Below are 25,799 nucleotides of genomic sequence, written 5' to 3'. Positions count from 1 at the left end.
CTCAGGCCAGCCATCGGTCCAGCCCTTGGGCCACGAAGTCGTCGTCGCGCAGCCAGGGGTAGGCGGCCCAGATCCGGTCGATCTCGGCGAGCTGCCCGGGCGACAGGTCCTCCTCCGGGTCCAGGCACCAGCGGCCCGCCAGCAGCCCCTGGCGGCGCAGCACCTCGTGGATGCCGGGGATGCAGCCGTGGAAGCCGTTCGCCGAGTCGAAGATGGCCGCGTTGGCGTCGGTCAGGTGGCCGTCGAGGCCGAGCAGCCGGCGCACCGCGGCGTCGTCGCCCGAGCGCGCCAGCTTGGCCTCCTCCAGCAGCTCCACCGCCCGCCGCACCCACACGGCCCACTGGCCGAGCAGGCCGCCGACGAACTCCACCTCCACCTGCCGCCCGTCCACGACCACCCGGTGCGAGGTGATGAGGTCGGCCAGGATGTGGTCGTCGTTGCCCGTGTAGAGCGCGACCTCGCCGGCGCGGCCGGCCCGTACGACGCCGTGCAGCACGTCCAGCGTGCGGTAGCGGTCGAAGGGCGCGACCTTGACGCCCACCACGGACTCGATGCTCGCCAACCGCGTCCAGAAGTCGCGCGACAGGGGCCGCCCGCCCACCGCGGGCTGCAGGTAGAAGCCGATCACGGGCAGCACCTCCCCCACGGCCCTGGCCCGCGCGATCAGCCCGTCCTCGTCGAGCTCCCGGTGCGGGCTGAGCAGCACCATGTGATAGCCGAGGGAGCGGGCCAGCTCCGCCTCCGCCACCGCCTGGCGGGTCGGGCCGGTCGCGCCGGCCACCAGCACGACCTCGCGGCCGGCCTCCCTGGCCGTGGTCGCGGCCAGTTCGAGCACGGGCGCGAACAGGCCGCCGCCGTGCAGGGCGAACTGCGTGGTGTGCACGCCCACCGCCAGCCCGCCGGCGCCGGCCTCGACGTAGTAGCGCGTCAGCGCGCGCTGGCGGCGCTCGTCGAGCCTCCTGTCCTCCGTCAGGGCCAGCGGGTGCGCCGGGATCACCAGACCGCGCCTGAACAGGTCGCGTACGGACGTCTGCGCCTCTGAAACCGTGCCGAGCACGTGAGGTCCCCCTTTGTGGTTGCCGTGTGAAGTGAGCACGCGCTTTCAGAAACGCCCGTCGCGGCGGTCGAACTTGGTGGGCTTGCCCAGCAGCGGCCCGCCGTCGGTGACCCAGCGCGCGGTGTGCTCGATCAGCTCGGCGGGGGTCAGCTCGGGATAGCCGAACAGGCGGTGACAGCGCGAGGCGTTGGACAGCAGCGCCGTCGGCGCGGGCTCGCCGGTGAACACCGGCTCCTTGCCCAGGGCCTCGCCGAGGGCCAGCGCCGCCTGCCGCACCGAGATCAGCTCGGGGCCCGTGACGTTGAGCACGTACGGCGGTACGTCGGCGAGCAGCAGCGAGCGCAGCGTCACCTCGTTGGCGTAGCCCTGCCAGACCACGTTCACCTGGCCCGTCGTCAGGTCCACGGGCTGTCCGGCGAGCACCTTCTGCGCGAGGTCGACCAGCACGCCGTAGCGCAGCTCGACCGCGTAGTTGAGGCGCAGCAGCGACATCGGGGTGCTGTTGCGCTCGGCGAAGTGGGTCAGCACGCGCTCCCTGCCGAGGCAGCTCATCGCGTAGTCGCCGACGGGGCCGACGGGCGAGTCCTCGGTGCTGCCGCCCTCGGCGACGGGGACGAGCGGATAGACGTTCCCCGTGGACAAGGCGGCGATCCTGCTCCCCGCGAACCGGTCGGCGACGCGTCCCGGCAGGTAGGTGTTGGTGAACCAGGCGGCGTGCTCGCGGCCGCTCGTGCCGAACTTGGCGCCCACCAGGAACACCACGTTGGGCGCGTCCGGCAGCTCGCCCAGCGCGGCCTCGTCGGCGACGTCGGCGGCGATCACCGTGGCGCCCTCGTCCCTCAGCGCGGCCGCCAGGCCGGGCTCGGAGAACCGGGACACCGCGATGATCCGCCTGTCGCCGCCGGTGGCGTTCAGCGCCAGGCGTACGAGGCTCGGTCCGAGCTTGCCGCCGGCCCCCAGGATCATGATGTCGCCGTCCAGCTTGCCCAGATCGTCGACGAGCTCCTGGCTCGGCCGTGCCAGCCGCTCCTCCAGCTCCGCTGTCGTCCGCACGCGGTCTCCTCCGAAGTTCGATTTACGGCCCAGACCGTAACTGGGCGAAGTGTCGGCTGTCAACGGGGAGGCGGCGCTCCTCGGGTGGTCAGCAGGCTTCGCGCGCGCGGATCAGCACGTCGAGGATGGCCCTGGTCTCGCTCCACGGCACCGGGCTGGGCGCCCCGCCCACCATCGCGAGGAACGCCTCGATCGTCGCCTCGTACCCGAGGTTGCGGACCGGGTCGTCCCCGCTCTCGATCACGATCGTCTCGGTGCCGTCGCGCTTGTGCAGGGTGACGCTGTAGGACTCCGACTCCGACACGCCGAGGATCTCGACGGTGGCGGTGACGCCGTCGTCCCAGCGCAGCGCCATCACGCCGGTGTCCTCGGAGCGGAGCGTCGTGTAGTGCCGCTTCGCCCCCGCCGCTCCGGCGAGCCGTACGTCGGGGCCGAGCAGCGCCACCAGCAGCTCCACGCCGTGGATGCCCATGGTGACCATGGTGCCGCCGCCCTCGCCCGGCGTGTCCTGCCAGGCGTTGTAGCCGGTGGCCCACAGACCGACGTCGTGCCGTACGGTGGCCCGCACCGCCAGCACCTCGTCGCGGTCGACACGCCTGCCCGCGAAGGCGGGGGCGAAGCGCAGCACCGAGCTCGACAGGACCCGGTCATGGATCGGCAGCCGGTCGAGCGCGTCGAGCTGGGCCCGGTCGGCGGCGGCGGGCTTGTTCACGAAGCAGGGCAGCCCGGTCTCCAGCACCTGGGCCAGCGCCCGGGGAACCTGCGGGTTGGGCACGGTCAGCACCACCCCGTCGAGCCGGCCCGCCAGCGCCTCCTCCAGGCTGCCCGCCACCTTCGCCCGCGGGTGCTCGGCGCTGAATCGGGCGAGCCGCTCCGGGTCGGGCTCCCACACCATGAGCTCGGCGTGGCGGGACAGGGTGCGGGCATCGGTGTAGGGGTGACTGGTGGCGAGCCCGGCGAGTGCGATGCGCACGGTCTGTCCCTCCATATCGGATAAAGGCGGCGGATCAACGGCCTCGGGGTTACGGCGGCGGCAAGCCTAGCCCTCATGACAGCCCCGTCATTGACGGACCCGCCTTGCCAAGTTACGGTCAGGACCGTTATCACGCCTGCACGAGCCCCTGGAGGTGGCGCTGTGCACGTCCCCCCGCATGTTCCCTCGACACGGTCCCATCGGCGGCGCGCCGCCCCCAGGCAAGGCACGGGCGCGTGAGGCGCGTCCTGCGCGCGACGGCCCCGGCCGCGCTGCTGGCGGCGCTGCTCGCGGCGCCGCCCACGCCGGCCTCCGCGGCCGACCTGCGGCTCGTCAACGACGGCTTCGACAACGGGCTGACCGGGTGGAGCGGCTCGCACAGCCCGGGCGGCGTCGATCCCGTGCTCTGGGACGGGCGGACCACCGCCCGCGTCACCGACGCCGACCCCGCGGCCGCCTACGGCAGGGAGAGCATGCCCGGCCTGCCCGCGGCCGCAGGCACGCGCTACACCCTGAACGCCCAGGTCTGGGCCGAGACCGGCACGGCACAGCTGTACCTGCGCTTCAGGGACGCCTCCGGCCGGCTCCTGTCCGGCGGCGCGAACGCCTCGGCGACGGGGCGGCGGTGGAACCGCGTGACGACCTCGGGCGTCGCGCCCGCCGGCACGGCCACCGTCTCGGCCCTCATCTACTCGGGCGTGGCCGACGTGGGCACCGCCTACTGGGACGAGGTGCTGATCACCAAGAACGTGAGCGACCTCGGCGTGCAGATCGAGAGCAGCGTGCCCAACGCCACCACCTTCGCCGGCGGCAGCGCCTACGCCCTCTTCACCGGCACCGCCGACGTCAACCCGCAGCTCGCCGTGATCGACCTGGCCACCGGGACCACGACGAGGAAGCTCACCATCCCCGACAGCGCGGCCACGCCCACCGTCGGCGGCTGGGCGGCGACCACGGCCACCGACGGCAGCGTCTACCTCGGCACCTACCCGAACTCCAAGCTCTACCGGTACGTCCCCGGCCAGTCCACGATCAGCGACCTCGGACGGGCGGAGGGCGGCTACTCCTTCATCTGGGACCTGGAGGCGGGCGCGGACGGCAAGGTGTACGGCGGCACGCACAACGACGGCCGCTACTTCAAGTACGACAACGGCGCCTTCACCACGATCGGCAGCGTGCCCATCGTGGCCGGCGCGCAGAACGTGCGCAGCATCGCCCACGACCCGGCCGCCAACGCCACCTACCTGGGCACCGGCACGAACGCCGCGCTGATCAGGTTCGACAACGTCACGGGCCGCAAGGACAGCCTGCTGCCCGCGGCCTACGCGCACGACTCCATGGTGGGCGGGCTGACCTGGACCGGGGGCAGGCTGTTCGCCTGGATCGACCGCACGCTGCTCGTCCTGCGCGTGGTCCGCGCGGCCGACGGCTCGTACGCAGCCGAGACCGACGCCACCATCAGGGACGTGGACCTGCAGCACTCGCCGGCCCGCGACGGGAAGGTCTGGTTCGTCAAGGAGGGGCTGCTGCACTCCTACGACGTGGCCACCAGGTCCGTGCAGGCCACCTCGGTCCGTCCCGGCCTCGACGTCACCGGCTACACCTGGTCCGGCGGCACCCTGATCGGGCTCGGCGGGGCCACGGACGGCACCAGGATCTTCAGGTACGACCCGGCGACCGGCGAAGGGAGCACCAGACCCGTCTCCGGCACCCCCGTTCTGCCGGCCGCGATCAACACCCTCGCCACGGGGCCCGACGGCCGCGTCTACACCGGCGGCTACCTGACCGGCGGCTTCGGCGTTCACGACCCACTGCGCGGCGACGGCGACGACGACCGGCCCGACACGCCGACGCGCAACGGGCTCAGCCAGACCGACAGCATGCTGACGCACGACGGCCGGCTCTACATCGGCGCCTACCCGTCGGCCAAGCTGTACGCCTACGAACCCGGCGGTTCCTGGCCGCCCGCGCTGCTGCACACCGGCGGCGAGGCGGGCGACAAGGCCGACGACTGCGAGCCGGGCAAGGGTCCGCCGCCGCAGGACCGGCCGTACGCGCTGGCCGGCGGCCCGGACGGCGCCGTCTACATGGGCACGGTGCCGAAGTACGGCAAGCGCAGCGGAGCCCTCACCGTCTGGAAGCAGGGCACGGCCGCGCGGACCCTCTGCGTGGCGCAGGACCAGGCCGTCGTCGCGCTGGCCTACGCGGGCGGCAAGGTGTTCGGCGGCACGTCCACGCGCGGCGCGCTGGGCGTGGACCCGGTCTACGCGCCGGGGGCCTCGGCCACGCTCTTCTCCTACGACCCCGCCACCGGCGCCGTACGCCTGCACCCCCTCCCGCTGACGGCGCCGAAGGCCGTCACGGCCCTCAGGGAGGTGGACGGCGAGCTGTGGGGCCTGGTGGGCGGCACGCTGTTCACGCTCGATCCCGCCCGGCCCGGGACGATCACCACGAAACGGCTCTTCCCCGACCCCGACTACGCCGCCCATCCCAGCCTGGCCTGGCGGGACGGCGTACTGCTGACCGTGCCCCAGGATCCGGGCCACGTGTACGGCACCCTCGGCGACCAGATCTTCAGGATCGACAGGTCGACGAAGGCGGTGACCGTCCTGCTGACGGCCGACGGCATGGAAGGACTGACCGCCGACGACTACGGCAACCTCTACTACAGGATCAACGAGCGGCTGTACCGGCTCGCCCGCTGACCCGCGCCGGCGTTCGGCGCGGGGCGGGCCGTCGGACCGGCACGCCGATCCCCGCGCCGCCGCCTCGCGGGTCCGGCCTTCAGCTCACCTCGACTCCCACGCCGGTTCCGTGCTCGGCGCCTTCACCTGGGCGACCTCCGCGAGGTCGTCGAATTCGGGCAGACCGTCGGCGGGAGCGCGGACGACACCGACCTGATCCGGCCTGGGCGGCGCGATGTTCCTGGACGGGCCCCAGCTCACGATGTCCGTCGTCGCGCCTCCCTGGGTGTAGTACTTCTCCTTCTCCTGCGTGGAGAAGCCCGATCCGAATTTGAAGGGCAGCCCTTTCGCGTCGAAATAGAGCGTCCAGCCCACTTCCTTGTTCGCGTAACTCGCGTCCGGCCGTCTCCCCGCGACCTGCCGGAAAGTGGGCGAGAGGTCGTACAGTTCGGCGAACGTGAGGCTGCCGCGGTAGAACCCGGTCCGCTTGAGGTCCGCGGTCTTGCCCGCCGGGTTCGGCAGATTGAATTTCTTCTCATCGGCGCCGGCGATCAGCGCTTTCAGCGTCCCGAGCTCGAAGATGTTGATGAGGTGGTCGCCGAAGGCCGTGGCGCCCGCGCCCCGGTCGCCGCGCCGGGCCCAGGTCTTTCCCTGCGGCAGGTCCGCGGTCCACAGCCGTCCGGTGCTGTAGAAGCGGCCCTTGGCGTTGATCCAGCGGTGCGGCCGGGTCTGCGCGAGCAGGCTCCGGGAGACCGGGTCGCCTTCGGCCGCGCGCTCCTTGGGGAGCGAAAGCAGGTGACGGTTGAAATCCACCCGGCGCGTGATGCTCGCCGCGACGACCCCGCCTCTGCCGAGAACCAGCGTCCCTTCCTGCATCGGGTTGTAGCGGAACACCCGGGCCGTGTGGTTGGTGTATTTGTTGCGGTTGTTGATTTCGACGGAGCCGTACTGCGTGAACTTCACGCTCGCGCCCCTGGCGAGCTGTTCGCGTACCGCGCGTACGACATCGGGAACGGCGGCCTCCGCCGCGGACGGAACCACGAGCAGGGCCGCCGGGCCGACGATCATGGCGGATAAGAGGGCTGGCAAACGGCGCATCGAAAGGGCCTCCGAGACCTGGCACAGCAACCGGATGATCTACAGCAGCCCGGAGCGTACCAGTTGCCTGCTCATTCGGCTTGCCGCGAATTACTGACGGCGCAGGTACGTCTCGATGCGGTCGAGCGCGCCCGCCCAGACCTCCCGTACGAAGAAGTCGCGCATCTCGGCCGCCGGGAACCCGGACTGCACCACGGTGAGGAGCGTCCCGTCGGCGTGCTCCTCGAAGGTGACCTCGACCGTGGTCGTCATGGTCATGCCGTCCGGGCCGGCGCCGACGGATTCGGTGACCAGGCGGTGCGGACGGTCGATGACCAGGAACGTCTGCGTCTCGCGGAACAGGGTCTCGGGGTCCGGCCCCCACACCGCGGTCTGCCGGCCTCCGACCCGCAGGTCCACGTCGATCTCCACGAAGCCGGGCGTCTCGTCGAGGATGCTGAACCAGATCTTCTGCTTCTCGGCGTCAGTGTAGGCGTCGAAGACCTCTTCCGGGGTCGCGGGCAGGACCCGGCTCACGCGCAGCTGAGCGGTCTCGATGTTCTGCGTCATCGGTCGTCTTCCTTCCTGAGGGTGAAGTAGGCGTCGAGGCCGTCGAGCCGGCGTTCCCAGAGCCGCTGGTAGAACCTGATCCAGGACATGGCGTCCTCCAGTCGTTCGGCGCCCAGGCGGCAGCGCCGTGATCGCCCGACCTTCTCCGTGGTGACCAGTCCGGCGTTCTCCAGGACCTGCACGTGCTTCTTCATGCCGGTGAGTGACATGTCGAACGGCTCGGCCAGCTCACCGATCGTGGCCGGCCCCTGGCCGAGCCGGACGAGGATCTGTCGTCGCGTCGCATCCGCCAGGGCAGCGAACGTCCGGTCAAGGACCTCTTGCTGAACCATATGGTTCAGTATACGACGCTGAACCAAAAGGTTCAATAAGTTCGTGGTCAGCCCTTCCGGCCCGCCAGGACGTCCATGTAGTGCTGGTTGGCCATGACGCCGAGGATGTTGCCGAACGGGTCGCGCACCGACGCGGTGACGAACCCGGGGCCGCGCTCGGTCGGCTTGTCGAACGGGGTGGCCCCCAGCTCCAGCAGCCGCTTCCAGGTCGCCTCCAGGTCGTCGACGGCCCAGTAGGCGATCGCTCCGGCGCTCTCGGCGCTCCAGCCGTCCGGGGCGAAGCGCGCGTCGACGATGCCGAGCTCGTGCTGGTAGTCGCCGACGCGGAACTCCACGTAGGCCGGGTCGCCCTGCTCGGGCCGCTGGAAGTAGGCCCGTACGCCGAGCAGCTCGGCGTACCAGTCGCGGGCGGCCACGACGTCGTGGGCGTAGAAGCTGATGGTGGTGAGTCCGCGGAGCATGTCCCTCTGCCTTCCGTCCGGTGGCTTGTGAGAACGATGCTTCCAGGCAAAGTGCTCACCTGATGAGCGCTTTCGATTCACGCTCCCACGTGGATGTGGGCCGCCCACAGCGACGGGGCCCGGGGATGCCGCGCTCGACGCTCCCGTACGGCGTGGTGCAGCGCGAACGCGGACCGCGCCGGGTCGATCGACCCCGCCCCCGTGGCCAGACCCCGGTAGAAGGCGTCGGCGAGGTCGACGGCGAACTCGTCCTGGATCTCCCACAGGGTGCCGACGACGTGCCGGAACCCGGCCAGCTGGAACCCGCTCGCCAGGTGGATCGCCTCGTCGGCCAGATGGGCGGAGGGACCGGTCGCGGTCACACACGCGGACAGATAGGCCAGTTCGGCGTGATCGAGGCGTACCGCGTTCAGTGCGGCCACGGTGAGCGGGGCGGTGGCGTGGTCCTGCAGGACGAGCATGCTGCGGGAGAGGTCCGTCGGGTGGATCGCCCCGTGACAGGCGAAGTGGGCGATCGAGCTGGTGGCCAGGTGGGAGAGCACGGTCTCACGGGTGGGCTCGCGAGGCCCGGCCGGCGTCAGGACGACGGCATGGGGCAGGTGCCCGGCCACGGCGGCCGCCTCGGCGGCGGCGTGCTCCAGGTCCGGCCCGCCGGGGGTGGTGGGCATCGCCACGACCAGGGCGCCGTCGCGTCCGTCGCCCGGCGGGAGCGGGCGGCGGGCGTGACGCAGGGCGCGGACGGTGGGGATGGAGGAGGAGACGACCCGGTGCAGCACCGCGTCGGTCTCGGAGCCGGGCACGCCGGCCGCGTGCAGGGGAAGCAGCGACAGGATGCCGCCGGACGCCCACCAGATCCTGGGCCATGCGCCGCCGGCGGCGACGGGGCCGAGCCGCAGGGCGTCGAGGACCGGACGGGCCGCGACCCGCCACAACCATGCGAGGACCTCGTTCATGGCGGCCTGAGCCGCGGCCCGCTCCGCCAGGGTCGTCCCCGTCTGCGTGATGTGGAGCGCGCCGTAGAACTCCGTGACCTTGTCGAGCGTCGCCGTGACGTCCAGGCCCGGCAGCGGCAGCGCCCGGACGCCGTCGGAGGTCAGCAGCAGCGCGTCGCCCCGGGTGCGGCTGACGGTGAACGCCACGATCGGGCCCTGGGCGGTCTCCGCCAGCAGCTCCCCCACCGTCGGCGGCTCCAGGAAGGTCGCGAAGCCGTCGAGCCTCCGGATGGCCGCCACCGTCTCCGCCAGCTCCTGCGCGACGCGGTGCGGATCGGCGGCCGATGGCGACCGCGGCCGGGAGAGGCGGTCGTTGAGTTCGAGGTAGCGGCCGGCGAGCCCGGGATCGCGCTCGTGCAGCGCGCCCAGGTCGGCGCGGACGTCAAGCGCCTGGCTCAGCAGCACGGCCCGGCCGGTCTCCAGCAGCCGCAGGGCCTGCGCCGGGCCGGACTCGGGCCGGGTCAGCGCCAGGGCGACGGCCTGCGCCGTCAGCGTCCTGAACTCCTTGAGCAGGTCCTGCTGCCCGTCCCGGCCGAGCTGGCGGGCGGCCAGGTGCGGGAGCAGCCGTACGGCGGCCTCCAGCAGATCCGCGGCCCGGCCCGGCGCCGACTCCGCGACCAGGTACGAGGCCGCCTCATAGGCCCGGATCCGCAGGACGAGGGCAGCCGAGGTGTTCTCGGCCGCGCGTACGAAGGCCGACACCGCCTCGGCGCGCAGGGGCTCACCGCCCTCCCGGTCGAAGCGCGCCCGCAGGACCTGCCCGAGCGCGAGGTGGACGGACGCCTGGTCGGGATGGCCGTCCGGCTGGCAGGTGACGGCCTCGCGCAGCAGGTCCTCCGCCTCGGCGAGCAGGGCGTGCTCCGGGGCGCGTCGCTGCCGCAGCAACAGCGCGCTGCTCAGGTTGACCAGGTGGCGTCCCCGGTCCCGGTGGCCGGGAGGCACGGCGGCCACGGCGGTGCGCAACGCCTCGATCGCCTGGCCGAGGTCGTCATCGGCGGCGCCGGGGTCGTCGTCGGCCGTGGTGCGCAGCTCGACGCGTCTCATCAGCGCGCCACCGAGGTTGGCGTGGAGCAGGCCCCGGCGCACGTCCTCCCGGCCGCTCGTGGACGCGGCCTGCCGGTGCAGCTCGACGGCCTCGTCCAGGTCGTCCTCCCGCGCGGTCCGCTCGAACCTGGCGACCAGCGCGAGCCCGAGGTTGGACTTGAACATGGGCAGGTCGTTCCCGGACGACGAGTTCTGGGCGAGGTCCAGAGCGTGCCGGTGCACGGCGACGGACTCGTCGAGATCGGCGAGGTCCCCCGTCTGCTGGTAGCGGGCGCGCAGCGCGTTGGCGTAGCCCGAGTGCCGGTGCGCGGGGTGCGGGCCGGGAACCCGCAGGGCCCGCCGGTGGGCGTCGAGGCAGGCGTTGAGGTCGGCGGGGTCGCCGTGTTCCTCGAAGCGGGTCTGGAGGATGTCGGCCCACTGGGCCAGCCGTTCGGCGTCGGCGTCGCCGGACGGCGCGAACCCCGGTCCCGGATCGCCGAGCCGTACGGCGGCGGCCAGGTCCTCCGGCTGCCCCGAGCGTTTGAACCTGTGGTGGAGCGCCGCCGCGAGCAGTCCCCGCCGGCGGTCGTCCGGGTCGGCCGCCGACGCCCTGGCGTACACCTCGATCAGCTGGTCCAGGGCGCGGGCGTCGCCGAAGTGCTCGTACCGGGAGGCCAGCAGGCCGCCGAGCTGCGTCACGCAGGGATCCCACCAGTCGTCGCCGGACGACCCGGCGGAGAAGGCGAGCCCGAGCGCGGCGACCGCCGCATTCAGGTCCTCGCGGCGGCCCGATCGGCGGTTCCGGATCAGGAGGAGCTGGGCGTGGTCGAAGAGGTGCCGCGGGTCGCTCCGGTCGTGTGCGGCGCCGGCCCGCAGGGCTCGTTCCGAGGCCTGGAGCGCGGCTGCGAGGTCGGCGTCGTCGCCTGCTCGCAGGAACCGTTCGAGCAGCGCCGAGGAGAGCAGCGGCTGGTAGAGGATCTGCTCCTGGCCGTCGGCGGGCACCGCGGCCGTGATGCGCCGCCACAGCCGGATGATCGCGGACAGGCGCTGGGAGTCGGCCCCGTCAAAGGCATCGCGCAGGAGGTCCACGGCGGGGACGGCCGCCGCCACGGCGATCGCCGGCAGCATCGGCTCGGGCAGCGCGTCGATCTCGAGGAGGAAGCAGGGCACGAGCAGCTCGACCGCGCGGCGGAACTCGCCGGGATCCCCGGTGCCCCGGTGGCGGAGCCAGTGCCACCAGCCCAGGACGACCCGAACCTCGGGCAGGTCGTCGGCCGCCAGGGAGTCGGCCAGGGCCTGGGCCTGCCGCAGCGCTTCGGGGTCGGCGACCGCGGACAGGTCGCCGGTGGCGCTCATCTCCAGCACCCGGGCGGCGACAAGGGACAGGAGATCCTGGCGCACCACCCGAACGTACGCCGTGCCCGGGCGATCCGCCCTGCCTTCCGCCGGCCCGGATCAGTCCGCGAGCGGCGAGTCGGGATCCCACCGTGACTTGCGCGTCGTCGTGGTGATCGCCTCGCCCTCCGCGACGGTCAGCGGGCCGTCGTCGCGAACGGCATGGCCGAGACGGGTCGCGAGCTCCCTGCCGTACAGGTCGACGGCCGACTCGACGAGGTCGGCGAAGCCGGCGACGCTCGCCCGCGCCTTGCTCCAGGCGGTGACCCCCGTCGCCGCGGCGATCAGGGCGGCGGGCCACCACCAGGCGGTCAGCAGGAGATGGAGCAGCGCCCACCCCATCAGCCGGGCCGAGGCGTCGTACGCCTGGCGCGCGGCGAGGATCTCCGTACGGGCCGTGTCGGGCAGCAGCAGCCACAGCCGGGGCCAGGCCGCGTCGAGGTCCAGCCCGTAGCTCGTCTCGACGCGCACCCGGCACGCGTGCAGCCGGTCACCGATCCAGGTCGGCCGCTCGGCCTGCACCAGGCTGACGCGGTCGGCCCTGGCGATCGCGGCGCCGACCTGCCGCGCCGTCGCCGCGGGGTCGTCGGCCTCGCTCTTGGCCCGTCGCGACCTGCGGCGGCGAGCGTCCGCCAGCCAGCTCGCCGGCGGCCGGTGGCCGGGCAGGTTCCACAGGCGGGACAGAAGCCGGCCGAGGCCCGCCGCGACCAGCCCGGCCGCCACCGACCCGGCGAGGACGGCGGCGACGGTGAGCACCCCGCCGCCGACCGAGCGCAGGACGGGCTCCGCGGCCCACTCTTCGACGCGCGCGCGGAGCCGGGCGAGGTCCAGGGCGTCCGCCCAGCCCAGGGTGTGGGCCGCGGCCGCGGTCGCCAGGAACAGCAGGCCCGGCAGGGCCAGGAGCGCCGCCCACCGCTCGGCCAGCTTCTTGCCGAGCTCGCCGAGGAAACCGTTCACCGCGGCAGGGGCCCGGGCTTCAGCGGCTCCCCCGACGCGCCGCACGACGGGGCCGGTTGTCCCGGCCTGACCCGGCCGCGTCCGGCGCACAGCCCGCGGGGGCACTCCCAGAAGCGGGGGCCGCCCGTCCCCTGGGCTCCCGGCAGCGGCTGGAAGGCGCGGTTGCCGGAGGGGAAGAGCCCCTGGCCGGTGGCGGACAGGACGGCCCGGTCCAGCGCGTCGAGATCCGCCTCCAGCTCCTGGTCGACCCGGCCCGCCCGGATCGCGGAGCGGGCCCGGAGGTAGGCCGCGAGCGCGTTCTCCTCCCGGGCGAGCCCTTCCAGGGTGTCGTCGCCGAGCTCCCGGCAGAAGCTCGCGATCTTGACCTCGACGCCGACGGCCACGCGGCCCTCCTCAGCTCCCGGTTCAGCGCCAATGTAGAACAAGTCTGGGGCCCGGTGGTCAGGGGTGGCACTGTAGTGCCCAGGGGTATGACGTCAGCAACCGCTGTCCCTGTCAGGCGGAAACTTCAGAGCCGGAGTTGAGCCATGGTGGAACGACGCATGTCGGTCGCGACGCACTGGGGAAGTTACATCGCCGTGGTCGATTCCGGCCGGCTGGTGCGCATCGAACCGAGGCACGACGACCCCGTGCCATCACCGATCGGCCCCGGAATGGTGACAGCCGCCGACGACAGCGCTCGCGTGTTACGCCCCGCGGTGCGCAAGGGCTGGCTGAACGGCGAGCCGCGTGCCCACGACACGGCCAGAGGCACCGACGCCTTCGTGGAGGTGAGCTGGGACGACGCGATCACGCTGGTGAGCGACGAACTCCGTCGAGTTAGATCACAGTACGGAGACAGCGCGGTGTTCGGCGGGTCCTACGGCTGGGCGAGCGCGGGCAGGTTTCACCACGCGCAGGGTCAGCTCCACCGGTTCCTGGCGCTGGGAGGGGGATACACCGACTCTCGCAACACCTACAGCACCGCGGCCTTGGAGGTCATCCTCCCTCATGTGATCGGAGGCCATCCGTGGAGCTACCAGTCCCGGATGCCGATGTGGGGTGAGATAGCCGAGAACTGTGAGCTCGTGGTGGCGTTCGGAGGGCTCGCGCTCAAGAACAGCCAGATCAACCCCGGTGGCCTGGCCAGGCACCAGACGCAGGACCTGCAACGCCGGTGCCGTGAGGCTGGGGTGCGGTTCGTGAACATCAGCCCCATCCGCAGCGATACCGCCCGCTTCCTCGACGCTGAATGGTTGCCCGTCATCCCCAACACCGACACCGCCGCGATGCTCGGCATCGCACACACGATGCTGGTCAACGGGTGGCACGATGAGGACTTCCTTCGCCGATGCTGCGTCGGGTTCGATCGCTTCGCCTCCTATCTGGTCGGCGAGCTCGATGGCATTCCCAAGGACGCTGCCTGGGCAGCGGAGATCACGGGCATCGGCCGCGACGCGATCATCGACCTCGCCGGCCGCCTCACCACCCGGCGTTCTCTCATCATGGTCAACTACGCGGTGCAACGGGCAGACCATGGTGAACAGCCGATCTGGATGTCTGTCGTACTGGCCGCCATGGCCGGCTCGATGGGCCGGCCCGGCTGCGGCTGGGGCGCGGGGTACGCGACGATGGACGCGACAGGCGTTGCCCCGGATCGCGCCTTCGTGGGGACGATACCCGACATATCCAACCCTGTTCCGGATTTCATCCCCGTGGCCAGGATCGCCGACGCCCTGCTGCATCCGGGCAAGACCATCGACTACGACGGCCGGCGCCTCACGTTGCCCGAGCTCCGCCTGATCTACTGGTGCGGAGGGAACCCGTTCCACCACCACCAAGATCTCCATCGGTTGGCGCGCGCCTGGCAGACCCCTGACACGGTGGTGGTGCACGAGGCCTGGTGGAACACCACGGCCAAGTTCGCGGACATCGTGCTGCCCGTCGCCACCGGCCTGGAGCGCGACGACTTCGCCGCCGGATTCTCCGACCCCCACCTCGTCGCGATGCCGAAGGTCCGCGAGCCGGCGGGCGAGTCGCGCACCGATCACCACATCTTCGCCGCCCTGGCCGCCAGGCTCGGGTACGAGCGGGAGTTCACGGAGTCGCGCTCCGAGATCGAGTGGGTCCGACACCTTTACGAGCAGACCAGGGCCAAGCTCGGCGGCGATGCCGCCCTGCCGGGCTTCGACGACTTCTGGCGCAGCTCCACCGCTGAGCTGCCGGCGGTGACCGGACCGTTCCCCGGCAGTTTCGAGGACCTCCGCTCAGATCCGCAGCGTTTCCCCCTGCTGACGCCGTCGGGCCGGATCGAGATCTTCTCCGAGGAGATCGACTCGTTCGGCTACGACGACTGCGCCGGGCATCCGAAGTGGTTCGAACCGGCGGAGTGGCTTCGCGCGGAACTGTCGGACCGATTCCCGCTGCACCTGATCTCGAATCAGCCGGCCTCACGCTTGCACAGTCAGTACGACAACGGTGGCCGCAGTCTCAGCTCGAAGATCGATGGTCGTGAGCCCGTGACGATGAACCCGTCGGACGCCGCGTCGCGCGGCATCGAGAGCGGCATGATCGTGCGCGTCCACAACGATCGAGGCAGCTGTCTGGCGGGCGCGGTCCTGTCGGACGACGTCATGCCGGGCGTCGTGCAACTGTCCACGGGGGCGTGGTGGGATCCGGTCCAGCCAGGCCTGAACGGAACGTTGGACCGCCACGGTAATCCGAACGTCCTCACCGCGGATCGGCCGTGCTCGCGCCTGTCCCAAGGACCGAGTGCTCTCAGTGCACTGGTCGACGTCGAGCGCTACGACAGCCCCCTTCCCGAGGTGCTCGCCTTCTCACCCCCGAGCTTCGAGCATGGAGACCGGAGGAGGTCGTCAGCGGGGGCGTAGGCGTGCTGCCGGATCGTGTCCGGCGGTGACACGGGCGGAGGTCTCCTCGCCCAGGCGAACGTAGCGGACTGACGCTCTTTGCCGAGTCGTCCTTCTGCCGCCGGTACTCATGCCTCACCACCACGCCATATCACCGTGTGTGTCTCATGCGTTACTTTCGGCTATTCGGCCTGGCGGAAGGAGCCACACCATGTCTGACTCAAGCGCAGCTCACGCGGACATGACCACTCTTCGAGATCGCAAGTACCGCCAGTGGTTCAGGGGCGCCGACGTCGACGGCGACGGGGTCATCACCCGGCAGGACGTCCTGCTGATGGCCGAGCGCTACATCGCCGCTCGTGCCGCCGCGCAGTCCCCGACCGCCCATCGCCTCACCCAGGAGCTGGAGGCGTTCTGGACTCAGGTGATCGCCCCGATGGACCAGGACGGCGACGGGAAGATCGACCTGCCAGAGATGACCGAAGGGTTCCGCCGGGCCCTGACCGACCCCCGCCTGTACCCGCAGCAGATCCAGCTGGTGGCCGACTGCTATTTCGACCTCATCGATCTCGATGGCAACGACAGGATCGGCCAAGAGGAGTTCCAGCAGATCTTCGGCCTGGCCGGCAACATCTCCTTCGAGCACTGTGCCGAGGTTTTCGCAGCCCTGGACCTGAACGGTTCAGGCACGCTGGACCGCGCCGAGTTCCACCAGGCGCTCGCGGAGTATTTCTACGGCGACGACCCGGAGGCCCCCGCCAACCACCTGTTCGGCAGAGTCGCGGACTGACGGCCTCGCGCTGTTCGCGCCGGTCGCGGGGGTCGGGCCGGCGCAAGCTTCTTGTCCCTCAGCCGGCGATCGAGGCGTTGGCCTCCGTGACGAACTTCTGGGCGGCCGCGTCCGGCGTCATCCGGCCGAACAGCACCTCGTGCGTGTACCGCCGGAGGATGTCCTCCATGGCGCTGGCGAGCTTCGGCGGCGCGGCGGGCGGGTCCGTGAGCTCGCCCGCGATCTCCTTCAGGAACGCCACGGTCCTCTTGTCCACCTCGGGCAGCTTGTGGGTGACCGCCGCCAGCACCTTGGCGTTGGCCGGCAACCCGCGGTCGCTGAGGACGATCCCGCCCGCGTCCGGATCGTTGACCATGAAGTCGATGAACGCGGCCGCCGCCGCCCGGTGCGGCGACTTCGCCGAGGCCGTGTAGAACATCGCGGGCTGCAGGAACATGCCGCCCGACGCGGCATCGCCCGCCTTCGGCATGCGCAGCAGGCCGACCTGCTTGCCGCCCGCCGCCTTGCTGATCGCGCCGAGCTCGTTGCTCCACCACATGCCCATCGCGCCGTTGCCGGTGGCGAACAGCGAACGGTCCACGTTCTGGGCGGCCAGTTCCACGGTCTTGGCGACGCCGGGAGAGCCCTTGGTGGCGACCAGCCTGCGTTGCAGGGCCCACCACGCCTTCAACGTCCTGGGCGAGACGCCGATCCGGCTGCCGTCGTAGAAGCGCTCGCCGCGCTGGGCGGCGAAGATCTGCAGGAAGGCGGGGTTGAACGCCTGCTGCGCGCCGTAGATCCGGCCGCCGGTGCCGGCGGTGATCGCCGCCGCCAGGGTCGCGTACTCGTCCCACGTCCATTTCGTGTCGTCCGGCAGTTTCTGCCCCGCCTTGCGGAACGCCTCCGGGTCCACGACGAGGGACCAGGCGTTGACGCCGGTGGGGATGGCGTACCGCTTGCCGCCGATGGTGCCGGTGGCCAGCACCTTCGCGTCGATGTCGGCGGTGTCGACGCTGTCGGACAGGTCGGCCAGCGTGCCGCGCTCGACGTACTCGCGCAGGCCGCGGATCTCCAGCGTGATGACGTCCGGCGCCTGGTCGGCGGCGACCTTGGTGGCCAGCGTCTCGTAGTAGTCCCCGAAACCGGAGAACTCGCCCACGACGTCGATGTCCGGGTGCTTCTCCTCGAACTTCCTGATCGCCTCTTCCGTCATCTTGTGCCGCGCTTCGCTGCCCCAGTAGAAGAACCGCAGTTCGGTTCTGCCGCCGTCGCCGCCGCACGCCACGGTGGTCGACAGCACGACGGTGGCCAGCGCCGTCGCCATCAGCGCTTTCTTGCCAGAGCCCACGGGTTCGCCTCCTGGGGGGACGGAGGACCTGTTCCGGTCCGGTGGTCGCACAGCACGAAGATCGACATCGTGATGAAGGTCGGAGCTTACAACGATGCGGAGCGCGGTACGACCGATCCTGACGGGGGTGCTACGCTACCGTCCGTTCGGTGTTGGATCAGTGTGGAAGGGAGGTGAGGTTCGATGACCGCGGTGAAGACCGCTGCCCCGCGCAGCGCCCGGACCGACCTCACGTCCCGGGCCCCGGTCTGACCCACTTTCTCCCCCTGCCCTGAGCCGGGCGGGGTGATGTCCGCGTCTCGTCGGGGCCCCTTCTCCGCAAGGGTCTCACGTTGCCACATACCTACACGGATCCATCCGGCCTGTCCCGGTACGGGTGGACCGGCGCACTCGACCGAACCTTCACCGACCACTACGAAGCGGGTCTCGTCCCGGCCCGGATCTCCCGGGTCGACCGCGGCCTGTGCACGGCGATCACCGCGTCGGGCCCGACGCGGGCCACGTTCGCCGCGCCGCACCCGCCTGACCCCCTCCTGACCCCCTGCACCGGCGACTGGGCCGCGCTGCGCCCCGGCGCCGAGCCGCACCTGGTGGCGCTGCTGCCACGGAGCAGCGCGATCGTACGCTCGTCGGCCTCCAGGTCCTCCCACGGACAGGTCCTCGCCGCCAACGTCGACACGGTCGTCATCGCCCTGTCCCTGGCCACGCCCCTGGACGCGGCCAAACTGGAGCGCCTGCTCGCCCTGGCCTGGGAGAGCGGGGCGCAGCCGGTGGTCGCCCTGACCAAGGCGGACCTGGCCGACGACGCCGAGGCCGTCCGCGCCGAGGCCGAGGCTTTGGCGCCCGGCGCCGACGTCCTCGTCACCAGCGTCGCGACCGGTCACAACATCGACGCGCTGGCCGCGCTGCTGCGCGGCACCACCGTGCTGCTCGGCCCCTCGGGCGCGGGCAAGTCCAGCCTCGGCAACACGCTGCTCGGCGAGGAGCTGCTGGCCACCGGCACGGTACGCGAGCAGGACGGCAAGGGCCGCCACACCACCGTCCGCCGCGAGCTGCTCCCCCTGCCCGGCGGCGGAGTCCTCATCGACACGCCCGGTCTGCGCGGGATCAGCCTGCACGACGCCGCCGACGGCCTGGAGCAGGTCTTCGCCGAGATCGAGGACCTCGCCGAGCAGTGCCGCTTCGGCGACTGCGGCCACGACAGCGAGCCGGGATGCGCGGTCCAGGCCGCCATCGCGGCGGGCGAACTGCCCGAACGCCGCCTGCACAGCTACCGGAAGCTGCAACGGGAGGCCGCCTGGGCCGCCTCACGTACCGACGCCCGGCTGCGCGACGAGCGCGTCAGCCAGAAGAAGGCCATCACCAGTCACCTGCGCGCCACCTACAGGTTCCGGGACCAGCAGCAATGACCGGCCACGCCCTGCATGCGCAGAAGAACGAGGAGACGAACCCGACCATGACCTCTTCCTTCACCACCCGTCCCGAGAGCGCCGGCGACGTCGCCGCCATCCGCGAGGTCAACCTCGCCGCCTTCCCCAGCCCGCACGAGGCCGACCTCGTCGAGGCGCTGCGGGCCGACCCGCAGGCGTGGCTGCCCGGCCTGTCCTGGCTGGCCGAGACCCCCGGCGGCGACCTCGCCGGGTACGCGCTGCTCACCCGCTGCCACGTCGGCGACGCGCCCGCCCTCGCCCTGGGCCCGTGCGCCGTCAGGCCCGAACACCAGCGGCGGGGCGCGGGTTCGGCCGCCATCCGCGCCGCGCTGCGCGCCGCCGCCGAGCAGGGCGAGAACCTGGTGGTGGTGCTCGGCCACGCCGAGTACTACCCGCGTTTCGGCTTCACCCCGGCCTCCGGGTACGGCATCCGCCCGCCCTTCGAGGTCGAGGACAAGTACATGATGGCGCTCGCCCTCGATCCGGCGCGGCCGGTCCCGAGCGGTGTCATCAGGTACGCGGCGGCGTTCGGCGTCTGACCCGCCGCTCCAATTACCCCGGCGGGCGGCACCCGGCGTGGCCGGGGCCCGGGCACGCGTGCCGGCTGATCAGCGGGGCGATCGATCGTCCCGCGGGGAGCGTACGGCGTTCTCCTGGGTGGCGGCCCAGCTGGCGAGCAGGCGCAACGCGTCGTGCGCGGGAGTGTCGGGGGCGGCCGTGTAGACGGTCAGGTTGAGACCGGGGTCGGCGTGCAGGTCCATGGACTCGTAGTCCAGGATCAGCTCGCCGACCGCCGGGTGGTGGAAGGTCTTGGTGCCGGTGTGGTGCAGGCGGACGTCGTGCTGGGCCCATCGGCCGCGGAAGTCGTCGCTGCGCGTGCACAGCTCGCCGACCAGGTCGGTGAGGTCCTTGTTGTAGGGGTCGCGGCCGGCCTCGGTGCGCAGGAGGGCGACGATGGTGTCGGCGGCGGTGTCCCACTGCGGGAAGAAGTCCCGGCCGGCGGGGTCGAGGAACTGGAAGCGCGCGATGTTGGGCGGGCCGGTCCGCCGGCTCTGGAAGACCGGCCAGTACATGGCGCGGCCGAGCAGGTTGGCGGCCACGATGTCCATGCGGCCGTTGCGGATGATGGCCGGCGCGTCGCTCATGGCGTCCAGCATGCGTTGCAGGCCCGTACGGACCTTCTGCACGGGCCGGCGGGACCGGGACCGGGGCCGGGCGCTCGCGGCGCGAGCCAGGTCGAACAGGTGGGCGCGCTCGGCGGCGTCGAGCTGGAGCGCCCGCGCGACGGCGTTCAGCACCTCTTCCGACACGCCGCTGATGTGGCCCTTCTCCAGCCGGGTGTACCAGTCGGTGCTGACCCCGGCCAGGACCGCGACTTCCTCACGCCGCAGGCCGGGCACCCGGCGGCGGGTCCCGGGCGCCAGCCCGGCCTGCTGCGGGGTGATCTTGGCGCGGCGGGTGGCGAGGAAGTCGCGGATCTCGTCTCGGTTGTCCACCTCTCCCATCGTAGGCAGCGGCCGGAGCGTGAAGGGGGTCGAGGTTGTCCCCCCGATAAGGTGTCCGGCCATGGGCGTCTTGGTGGACTATTTCGTGGCGGACTCCGACGAATCGGCCGAGCGGGCCATGGCCGGCGGGCCGGGCCAGGTGCAGCTGCCGTTCGTCGACTGCAAGGGCTGGATCGCCGAGCTCGGCGACCTGGTGGCCGAGCTGAGCGGGCGCGATGTCAGCGAGTTCGGCGACAGCGCGGTCGTGGCCGACGACGAGGAGGGGGCGGGCGTGGACCGGGTGACGCCGGAGACGGTCGCCGCGCTCGCCGCCGTGGAGGACGCGCGGCTGCGTGAGTACGCCGAGGACGAGCTGCTCGACGACCACGAGATCGAACGCGTCACCGCCCTGCGGGATCTGGCCCGCGAGGCGGTGCGGCTCAGCCACGAAATGTATCGCTGGATGTGTGTCTGAACGCGGCGAACAGCTCCTCCCGGAGGGCGGGCGGCAGCTTGCGGCCCATGCGCGCCGGGCTCACCAGAGCCTGATCGTCGTTCCACGCGTACGCCGAGTCCGCGAGGAACTCCAGCGCGGAACGGGCCTCCTGGCGGTGCTCGTCGTCCGGCCAGCCGTCCACCAGCGGCAGCACCGCACTCACCCGCTCGGCGATCCGGTCGAGGAGCGCGTACCCGGGGAGGCCGGAGAAACGCTGGGCCCGCAGGTCGATGTGGCGGAAGGAGACGCCGTCGAGTTCGGCGGCGGTGAAGTCGTTGCCGGTGAAGGCGTTGCGGTCTCTGCCGAGCGCGGCCCGGTCGTGGTCGTGCGGGCGGCCCCAGAAGTTCATCTCGCGTACGCGGCCGATGAAGGCGCAGTCGACGAACTCGGCCTCCCCCGTGTTCGTCTGCAGCCGCAGCCGGGACCGGTCGAAGGTGCATCTCTCGAACCGGACGTTGCCGAACGCGGTGAGATCCGGGAACCGGGTGCGGCGGAACGCACAGTCACGGAAGACGGTCTGCGGCCACGTCGCGCCGTCCCGCTCCTTCCCATGAGCAGCGGCGTAGGTGCCGCCCATCACCAACTGCTCGAAGGCGGTGCCCGAGAAGTCGCAGCCGTCGAACGCGCTGCCGAAGGCGATGAAGAACCGGAATCGCGTCCCCGTGAAGTCCACGTTCACCAGCCGCGCACCGTCGAAGGTCACATCGGTCACCCCGGCGGGCAGCGGGAACCGCTGGTCACGGAGCTCCCCGCGAACGATCCTCGCCTCTTCTCGCCTGCCCGGAAGTAGGGAATCCATGGCGCGGAGTCTCGCATCCGATGCCGACAGAAATCGGGGTGAAACGATCCGGACGGTCCGGACAGGTACAGGGTGTCGGGACCCCGGACGAGAGAAGGCAGCGTGACTCCCCCTGACCGCAAGCGGCGTTTCGAGGTGATCTACGTTGCCAACTATGCCGACATCCTCGCCTATGTCGCGCGGCGTACCGGCTCGCCGGAGGACGCCGCCGACGCGCTCGCCGAGACGTTCACCACGGCCTGGCGCCGCCTCGACGACGTCCCCGAGGGGCGGGACGCGCGGCTGTGGCTGTTCGGCGTGGCCCGCCGGGTGCTGGCCAACGGCCGCCGGGCCGAGTCGCGCCGCGGTGAGCTGGTGGAACGGCTCGGCAGGGAGCTGGCCGCATGGGCGGAGCCGGGCCGGTCGGGCAGCGTGCTCCCCGGCGTGCGGGAGGCGTTCGCGCGGCTGAGCCCCGACGATCGCGAGATCCTCTCGCTGGTCGGCTGGGAGGGGCTGGGCTCGGACGAGGTCGCCATCGTGCTGGGGTGTTCGCGCGGCGCCGCCCGGCTGCGGCTGCACCGGGCCCGTAAACGCCTGGCGAGGGAGTTGCGCGCGGCGGGCATCGACGTCGCCGCCATCGGGCTGCGTGCCATGGAGCTGGCGAAGGGAGCGATCTGATGCACGACCTCGACCGCCTGGTGGCGAGCCTCGCCCCCGACGCCGGCCCCGGCATGACGCCGATCGCCAGGGAGCTGCTGGAGGAGATCACGGCGAGCCCGGTCACCGCGCACTCGGTCGCCGCGCCCGGCGCCACCGCGAGCACGGCCCCCGCCCAGGGCCGTGCGCCCCGCCGCCGCCGGGCGTGGCTGACCGTGCCGGCGCTGGCCGCGCTGGCGACCCTGCTGTCCTTCGGTGTCGCCCAGGCACCCGCCTCCGCGGCGCTCGACATCCGGCTCGTGGACGGCGCCTACGTGATCACGGTCAAGGACCTGATGGCCGAGCCCGAGGTGTACCAGCGTGAGCTGAAGGCCCGGGGCCTGGACATCACGCTCGAAGTGGTGGCGACCTCCGCGAGCCAGGTCGGACAGATCTTCGTGCTGCACGACCTGGACCGGCTGCGGGCCGGCCAGGCGGTCTCCGCCGAGGGCCCGATCACCACCATCGACGCCCCCGGGTCCTGCGCACGACCCCGCGGCTGCCCGATCGGCGTCAAGGTGCCGGCCGACTTCGACAAGAAGGCCCAGATCACGCTCGGCAGGCCGGCCAGGCCCGGCGAGAAGTACCGCATGCCGCCCGGCGTCGCCAGGCCCGGCGAGCCCCTGCACTGCGTGCCCTACGTCAACAAGTCCGTGGCCGAGGTCGGGGCGATGCTGCGCGAGCGTGGCGTGACCCCGACGTACGTCGCCGACTGGCAGCGGGCGCAGCCCTCGGCCCCCGCCGACTGGTACGTGCACGACGGCGTCATGAGCGCCGACGGCGAGGCGCTCCTGCTGGTCGCCCCCGAGCCGCGCGCCGTGGACCAGCACGCGCCGAAGCCCCGCTGCTGATCGACCCTCGCAAGCCTCGCGGACGGGGCTCCTCCTACCGGCGCGGCGGCCGGAAACGCCGCGCCGGCTCCTTTCACCGCCACGCGTGCCGCTGCCGCTGTGCGGACCTCCCCGCGTTCCCCGCCGATCGGATCTCTCGTGCTCGTCGACGCTCCTCCTGCCGTGCTGCCCTCGCGGCGCGGCCTCCTCGCCGGTCACCGCGCCTTCGCCGTGCTGCTGGCCCTGGCGGCCGCGCTGCGCGTGGTCACGATGCTCGGCTACCGCCCGGCCACCCTCTACTGGTACGACTCCTACACCTACCTCGACACCGCCGCGCACCTCGCCCCGTCGGCGGCCTTCCATCCGATCGGCTACCCGCTGCTGCTGCGGGCGCTGCTGCCGTTCCACAGCGTCGAGCTGGTCGCGGCCGTCCAGCACGCGCTCGGCCTGGTCATCGCCGTGCTGGTGTACGCCGTGCTGCGGCGCAGGTCGGCGCCCGGCTGGGCGGCGGCAGCGGCGACCGTGCCGCCGCTGTTCGACGCCTCGTTCCTGCGGCTGGAGCACGCCGTCCTGTCCGACACCCTGTTCATCTTCCTCGTCGTGGCGGGGCTGGCCGTGCTGATGTGGCCGCCGCGCCTGTCCGTGCGGGCGGCGACCGGGGCGGGGCTGCTGTTCGCGCTGGCCGCGCTCACGCGCACGATCGCGCTCCCGCTGCTCCTGCTCGTGGTGCTGGTGCTGGCCGTACGGCGTGCGGGGTGGCGCCGCCTGGCCGCGCTGGCCCTGGCCGGGACGCTGCCCCTGGCCGCGTACGCCGCCTGGTACGCCCAGCACCACGGCCGGTTCGCGCTCAGCGGCGCGGACGGCGTCGCGCTGTGGGCCCGCACGATGACCTTCGCCGACTGCGCCCGCCTCCAGCCGCCGCCCGCCGAGGCCCGGCTGTGCCCCAACGGCACGAAGGTGGACGCCGCCTCCGAGTACGTGTGGGCCCCGGGGTCCTCGCTCAACCTGCTGCCCGGCGACCGTTTCGGCTACAACGACCTGGCCCGTTCGTTCGCGCTGCGCGCGATCGCCGCCCAGCCGCTCGACTACCTGGGCGAGGTCGCGCGGGACACCGCCATCGCCTTCTCCTGGACCCCGATCGCCCATCCCGCCCGTACGACGCCCGCCTTCGGCTTCACCCACGGCCGGTGGCCGCTGCCGGACCAGCCGCTGGCGGGCAAGGTCCAGCGGGAGTACGACCCGGACCTGCGCGGCGCGGAGTCGGTGTCGCCGTACGCGGACTTCCTCGTCGCCTACCAGTACGCCGCCTACCTGCGGGGCCCGCTGCTGGGCGCGATCCTGCTGCTCGGCGGGGTGGCCGCGGTGCGGCGGCCCGGCGTGGCGCTGCTGCCGTGGGCGGTCGCGGCGGGCCTGCTGATCGGCCCGGTCGCCGTCCTGGACTTCGACCACCGCTACGTCCTGCCCGTGGTCCCGGTCGCCTGCCTGGCGTTCAGCCCCCGGAACGGGCCGGGGGCGCGGTGGAGTCGCGCACGATGAGCTGCGCGCCCACCCGGTACGCCCGCCCGTTGCGGGCCTCCTGGACGCCGTCGCGCGCGCCGTCGGCGTGCTTCATCTGGTGCAGTAAGAGGTTCATGGCCAGCTCGCCCAGCTCGGCGGCGCCGTTGTCGACCACGGTGATGGCGGGCGACCAGTAGCGCAGCCAGGAGATGTCCTCGTAGCAGACCAGCGACAGGTCGCCGGGCACGGAGACGCCGGTGCTGGCCAGCGTGGGCAGGATGCCGAACACCGCCTCGTGGTTGGCCGCGAACAGCGCGGTCATCCGGGGGGTGCGCCGCAGCAGCCGGGTGACGGCCTCGGTGCCGAAGCCGGGGGCGAAGGGGCCGCGTTCGACCAGGGACTCGTCCACGGCGAGACCGCGTTCGCGCAGGGCCTGCTCGTAGCCGGCGAAACGCTCGCGGCCCGAGTCGGCGGTGAGCTCGCCGCCGATGAAGCCGATGCGTTCGTGGCCGAGGTCGAGCAGGTGGGAGGTGGCCGCGTGGGCGCCCTCGCGGTCGGCGGCCAGCACGGACGGCGCGGCGCTGTCGGCCGGGCGGCGTATCACGTTGACCACGCCGGTGCCCTCGGCGAGCAGGGCGTTGGTGGTGGCGCCGTTCTTGCCGGTGCCGATCACGATGAGGCCGTCCACGCCGTGTGAGGCGAGGGTGCGCAGGAACTCCTTCTCCCGCGCGGGATCGGCGTCGGTGATGCCGAGCATCACCTGGTAGCCCTCGTCGGCGGCGCGGCGCTGGACCACCTCGGCGATCGTGTGGAAGGAGGCGTTGATGAGGTTGTTGAGCACCAGGCCCACCAGGTGGGACTGCCGCGAGCGCAGGGCGCCGGCCAGCCGGTTGGGCTGGTAGTTGAGCCGGGCCGCGGCCTGCTCGACGGCCGCGCGGGTCTCCGCGGAGATCAGCGGGGATCCGCTGAGGGCGCGCGAGGCGGTGCTGCGGGACACTCCGGCCTCCGCGGCGACCTCCTTCAGTCCGATGCGCATCGTCTCCCCTGT

Annotated in this window: 23 protein-coding genes; 9 read left to right on the top strand and 14 right to left on the bottom strand. The window is 72.2% G+C overall.

All coding sequences use genetic code 11. From position 1 onward, the window contains the following. Nucleotide 1: 1 nt before the first annotated feature. From ACBR40_RS04410 to ACBR40_RS04400, 3 genes are all read right to left on the bottom strand, one after another. On the bottom strand, nt 2–1,057 hold the full coding sequence (locus ACBR40_RS04410) for a dihydrodipicolinate synthase family protein (protein ID WP_364457676.1): 1,056 nt from the start codon (nt 1,055–1,057) through the stop codon (nt 2–4). A 45-nt stretch (nt 1,058–1,102) separates the two neighbouring features. After that, entirely contained in the window at nt 1,103–2,110 is a 1,008-nt protein-coding gene (locus tag ACBR40_RS04405; protein WP_371247487.1) for an NAD-dependent epimerase/dehydratase family protein, read from the bottom strand. Nucleotides 2,111–2,198: 88 nt separating this feature from the next. Then, the gene (locus ACBR40_RS04400) at nt 2,199–3,083 is read right to left on the bottom strand and encodes a Gfo/Idh/MocA family protein (RefSeq protein ID WP_371247486.1); all 885 of its coding nucleotides are present in this window, start codon (nt 3,081–3,083) and stop codon (nt 2,199–2,201) included. Between the two features lie 236 nt (nt 3,084–3,319). On the opposite strand from ACBR40_RS04400, the gene ACBR40_RS04395 reads away from it, so the two are divergent. Then, nucleotides 3,320–5,788: a hypothetical protein gene (locus ACBR40_RS04395; RefSeq protein WP_371247485.1), complete on the top strand. Its 2,469-nt coding sequence runs from the start codon at nt 3,320–3,322 to the stop codon at nt 5,786–5,788. 84 nt (nt 5,789–5,872) lie between these two features. On the opposite strand, the gene ACBR40_RS04390 is transcribed toward ACBR40_RS04395, so the two are convergent. From ACBR40_RS04390 to ACBR40_RS04360, 7 genes are all read right to left on the bottom strand, one after another. Next, on the bottom strand, nt 5,873–6,835 hold the full coding sequence (locus ACBR40_RS04390; protein WP_371247484.1) for a hypothetical protein: 963 nt from the start codon (nt 6,833–6,835) through the stop codon (nt 5,873–5,875). Between the two features lie 120 nt (nt 6,836–6,955). Further along, nucleotides 6,956–7,414 carry an SRPBCC domain-containing protein gene (locus ACBR40_RS04385; RefSeq protein WP_371247483.1) on the bottom strand — a complete coding sequence of 153 codons (459 nt, stop codon included), beginning with the start codon at nt 7,412–7,414 and terminating at the stop codon, nt 6,956–6,958. Then, nucleotides 7,411–7,746, bottom strand: coding sequence for a metalloregulator ArsR/SmtB family transcription factor (locus ACBR40_RS04380; protein ID WP_344216002.1), 336 nt, complete (start codon nt 7,744–7,746; stop codon nt 7,411–7,413). Before ACBR40_RS04380 ends, ACBR40_RS04385 begins: the two co-directional genes overlap by 4 nt. A gap of 47 nt (nt 7,747–7,793) precedes the next feature. Next, nucleotides 7,794–8,207: a VOC family protein gene (locus tag ACBR40_RS04375; RefSeq protein ID WP_371247482.1), complete on the bottom strand. Its 414-nt coding sequence runs from the start codon at nt 8,205–8,207 to the stop codon at nt 7,794–7,796. Nucleotides 8,208–8,284: 77 nt separating this feature from the next. Next, nucleotides 8,285–11,623, bottom strand: a complete 3,339-nt coding sequence (locus ACBR40_RS04370; protein WP_371247481.1) for a CHAT domain-containing protein — start codon at nt 11,621–11,623, stop codon at nt 8,285–8,287. A 54-nt stretch (nt 11,624–11,677) separates the two neighbouring features. Continuing rightward, nucleotides 11,678–12,574: a hypothetical protein gene (locus tag ACBR40_RS04365; protein WP_371247480.1), complete on the bottom strand. Its 897-nt coding sequence runs from the start codon at nt 12,572–12,574 to the stop codon at nt 11,678–11,680. Then, the gene (locus ACBR40_RS04360) at nt 12,571–12,957 is read right to left on the bottom strand and encodes a hypothetical protein (protein WP_371247479.1); all 387 of its coding nucleotides are present in this window, start codon (nt 12,955–12,957) and stop codon (nt 12,571–12,573) included. Before ACBR40_RS04360 ends, ACBR40_RS04365 begins: the two co-directional genes overlap by 4 nt. A gap of 159 nt (nt 12,958–13,116) precedes the next feature. On the opposite strand from ACBR40_RS04360, the gene ACBR40_RS04355 reads away from it, so the two are divergent. Together ACBR40_RS04355 and ACBR40_RS04350 are read left to right on the top strand one after the other, a co-directional pair. Further along, a complete protein-coding gene (locus tag ACBR40_RS04355; RefSeq protein WP_371247478.1) occupies nt 13,117–15,444 on the top strand; it encodes a molybdopterin-dependent oxidoreductase in 2,328 nt (775 codons plus the stop codon). Nucleotides 15,445–15,634: 190 nt separating this feature from the next. After that, on the top strand, nt 15,635–16,213 hold the full coding sequence (locus ACBR40_RS04350) for an EF-hand domain-containing protein (protein ID WP_371247477.1): 579 nt from the start codon (nt 15,635–15,637) through the stop codon (nt 16,211–16,213). A gap of 58 nt (nt 16,214–16,271) precedes the next feature. On the opposite strand, the gene ACBR40_RS04345 is transcribed toward ACBR40_RS04350, so the two are convergent. Further along, nucleotides 16,272–17,540 carry an ABC transporter substrate-binding protein gene (locus ACBR40_RS04345; RefSeq protein ID WP_371247476.1) on the bottom strand — a complete coding sequence of 423 codons (1,269 nt, stop codon included), beginning with the start codon at nt 17,538–17,540 and terminating at the stop codon, nt 16,272–16,274. A 332-nt stretch (nt 17,541–17,872) separates the two neighbouring features. Here ACBR40_RS04345 and rsgA point away from each other — a divergent pair, with 332 nt between their 5' ends. After that, nucleotides 17,873–18,949, top strand: a complete 1,077-nt coding sequence (gene rsgA, locus ACBR40_RS04340; protein WP_371247475.1) for a ribosome small subunit-dependent GTPase A — start codon at nt 17,873–17,875, stop codon at nt 18,947–18,949. Nucleotides 18,950–18,996: 47 nt separating this feature from the next. Further along, entirely contained in the window at nt 18,997–19,509 is a 513-nt protein-coding gene (locus ACBR40_RS04335; RefSeq protein ID WP_371247474.1) for a GNAT family N-acetyltransferase, read from the top strand. A 69-nt stretch (nt 19,510–19,578) separates the two neighbouring features. On the opposite strand, the gene ACBR40_RS04330 is transcribed toward ACBR40_RS04335, so the two are convergent. Next, complete coding sequence (locus ACBR40_RS04330; RefSeq protein WP_371247473.1) at nt 19,579–20,466, bottom strand: helix-turn-helix transcriptional regulator; 888 nt, start codon at nt 20,464–20,466, stop codon at nt 19,579–19,581. A gap of 70 nt (nt 20,467–20,536) precedes the next feature. Here ACBR40_RS04330 and ACBR40_RS04325 point away from each other — a divergent pair, with 70 nt between their 5' ends. Further along, the gene (locus ACBR40_RS04325) at nt 20,537–20,929 is read left to right on the top strand and encodes a hypothetical protein (RefSeq protein ID WP_371247472.1); all 393 of its coding nucleotides are present in this window, start codon (nt 20,537–20,539) and stop codon (nt 20,927–20,929) included. On the opposite strand, the gene ACBR40_RS04320 is transcribed toward ACBR40_RS04325, so the two are convergent. Further along, nucleotides 20,895–21,749 (bottom strand): pentapeptide repeat-containing protein, encoded by an 855-nt coding sequence (locus ACBR40_RS04320; RefSeq protein ID WP_371247471.1) that lies wholly within the window; start codon nt 21,747–21,749, stop codon nt 20,895–20,897. The genes ACBR40_RS04325 and ACBR40_RS04320 overlap by 35 nt on opposite strands. A 102-nt stretch (nt 21,750–21,851) precedes the next feature. Here ACBR40_RS04320 and ACBR40_RS04315 point away from each other — a divergent pair, with 102 nt between their 5' ends. The 3 genes from ACBR40_RS04315 (at nt 21,852) to ACBR40_RS04305 (ending at nt 24,790) form a co-directional block, all read left to right on the top strand. Continuing rightward, on the top strand, nt 21,852–22,406 hold the full coding sequence (locus ACBR40_RS04315; RefSeq protein WP_371247470.1) for an RNA polymerase sigma factor: 555 nt from the start codon (nt 21,852–21,854) through the stop codon (nt 22,404–22,406). Continuing rightward, entirely contained in the window at nt 22,406–23,275 is an 870-nt protein-coding gene (locus tag ACBR40_RS04310) for a hypothetical protein (RefSeq protein WP_371247469.1), read from the top strand. Before ACBR40_RS04315 ends, ACBR40_RS04310 begins: the two co-directional genes overlap by 1 nt. Nucleotides 23,276–23,413: 138 nt before the next feature. After that, nucleotides 23,414–24,790: a hypothetical protein gene (locus ACBR40_RS04305; RefSeq protein WP_371247468.1), complete on the top strand. Its 1,377-nt coding sequence runs from the start codon at nt 23,414–23,416 to the stop codon at nt 24,788–24,790. Here the strand turns inward: ACBR40_RS04305 and ACBR40_RS04300 are convergent. Continuing rightward, nucleotides 24,744–25,787 (bottom strand): LacI family DNA-binding transcriptional regulator, encoded by a 1,044-nt coding sequence (locus ACBR40_RS04300; RefSeq protein WP_344216036.1) that lies wholly within the window; start codon nt 25,785–25,787, stop codon nt 24,744–24,746. The genes ACBR40_RS04305 and ACBR40_RS04300 overlap by 47 nt on opposite strands. Nucleotides 25,788–25,799 lie beyond the last annotated feature (12 nt).

It is taken from the genome of Nonomuraea sp. AD125B (genome assembly GCF_041402765.1).
Taxonomy (GTDB): Bacteria; Actinomycetota; Actinomycetes; order Streptosporangiales; family Streptosporangiaceae; genus Nonomuraea; species Nonomuraea bangladeshensis.
This window is presented reverse-complemented; position numbering and strand designations above follow the sequence as displayed.

Coding starts and splice junctions, on each gene's coding strand:
- ACBR40_RS04350 (WP_371247477.1), top strand. CDS start 15,635: ATGTCTGACTCAAGCGCAGCTCACGCGGACATGACCACTCTTCGAGAT.
- ACBR40_RS04355 (WP_371247478.1), top strand. CDS start 13,117: ATGTCGGTCGCGACGCACTGGGGAAGTTACATCGCCGTGGTCGATTCC.
- ACBR40_RS04320 (WP_371247471.1), bottom strand. CDS start 21,749: ATGGATTCCCTACTTCCGGGCAGGCGAGAAGAGGCGAGGATCGTTCGC.
- ACBR40_RS04335 (WP_371247474.1), top strand. CDS start 18,997: ATGACCTCTTCCTTCACCACCCGTCCCGAGAGCGCCGGCGACGTCGCC.
- ACBR40_RS04380 (WP_344216002.1), bottom strand. CDS start 7,746: ATGGTTCAGCAAGAGGTCCTTGACCGGACGTTCGCTGCCCTGGCGGAT.
- ACBR40_RS04310 (WP_371247469.1), top strand. CDS start 22,406: ATGCACGACCTCGACCGCCTGGTGGCGAGCCTCGCCCCCGACGCCGGC.
- ACBR40_RS04385 (WP_371247483.1), bottom strand. CDS start 7,414: ATGACGCAGAACATCGAGACCGCTCAGCTGCGCGTGAGCCGGGTCCTG.
- ACBR40_RS04390 (WP_371247484.1), bottom strand. CDS start 6,835: ATGATCGTCGGCCCGGCGGCCCTGCTCGTGGTTCCGTCCGCGGCGGAG.
- ACBR40_RS04300 (WP_344216036.1), bottom strand. CDS start 25,787: ATGCGCATCGGACTGAAGGAGGTCGCCGCGGAGGCCGGAGTGTCCCGC.
- ACBR40_RS04375 (WP_371247482.1), bottom strand. CDS start 8,207: ATGCTCCGCGGACTCACCACCATCAGCTTCTACGCCCACGACGTCGTG.
- ACBR40_RS04325 (WP_371247472.1), top strand. CDS start 20,537: ATGGGCGTCTTGGTGGACTATTTCGTGGCGGACTCCGACGAATCGGCC.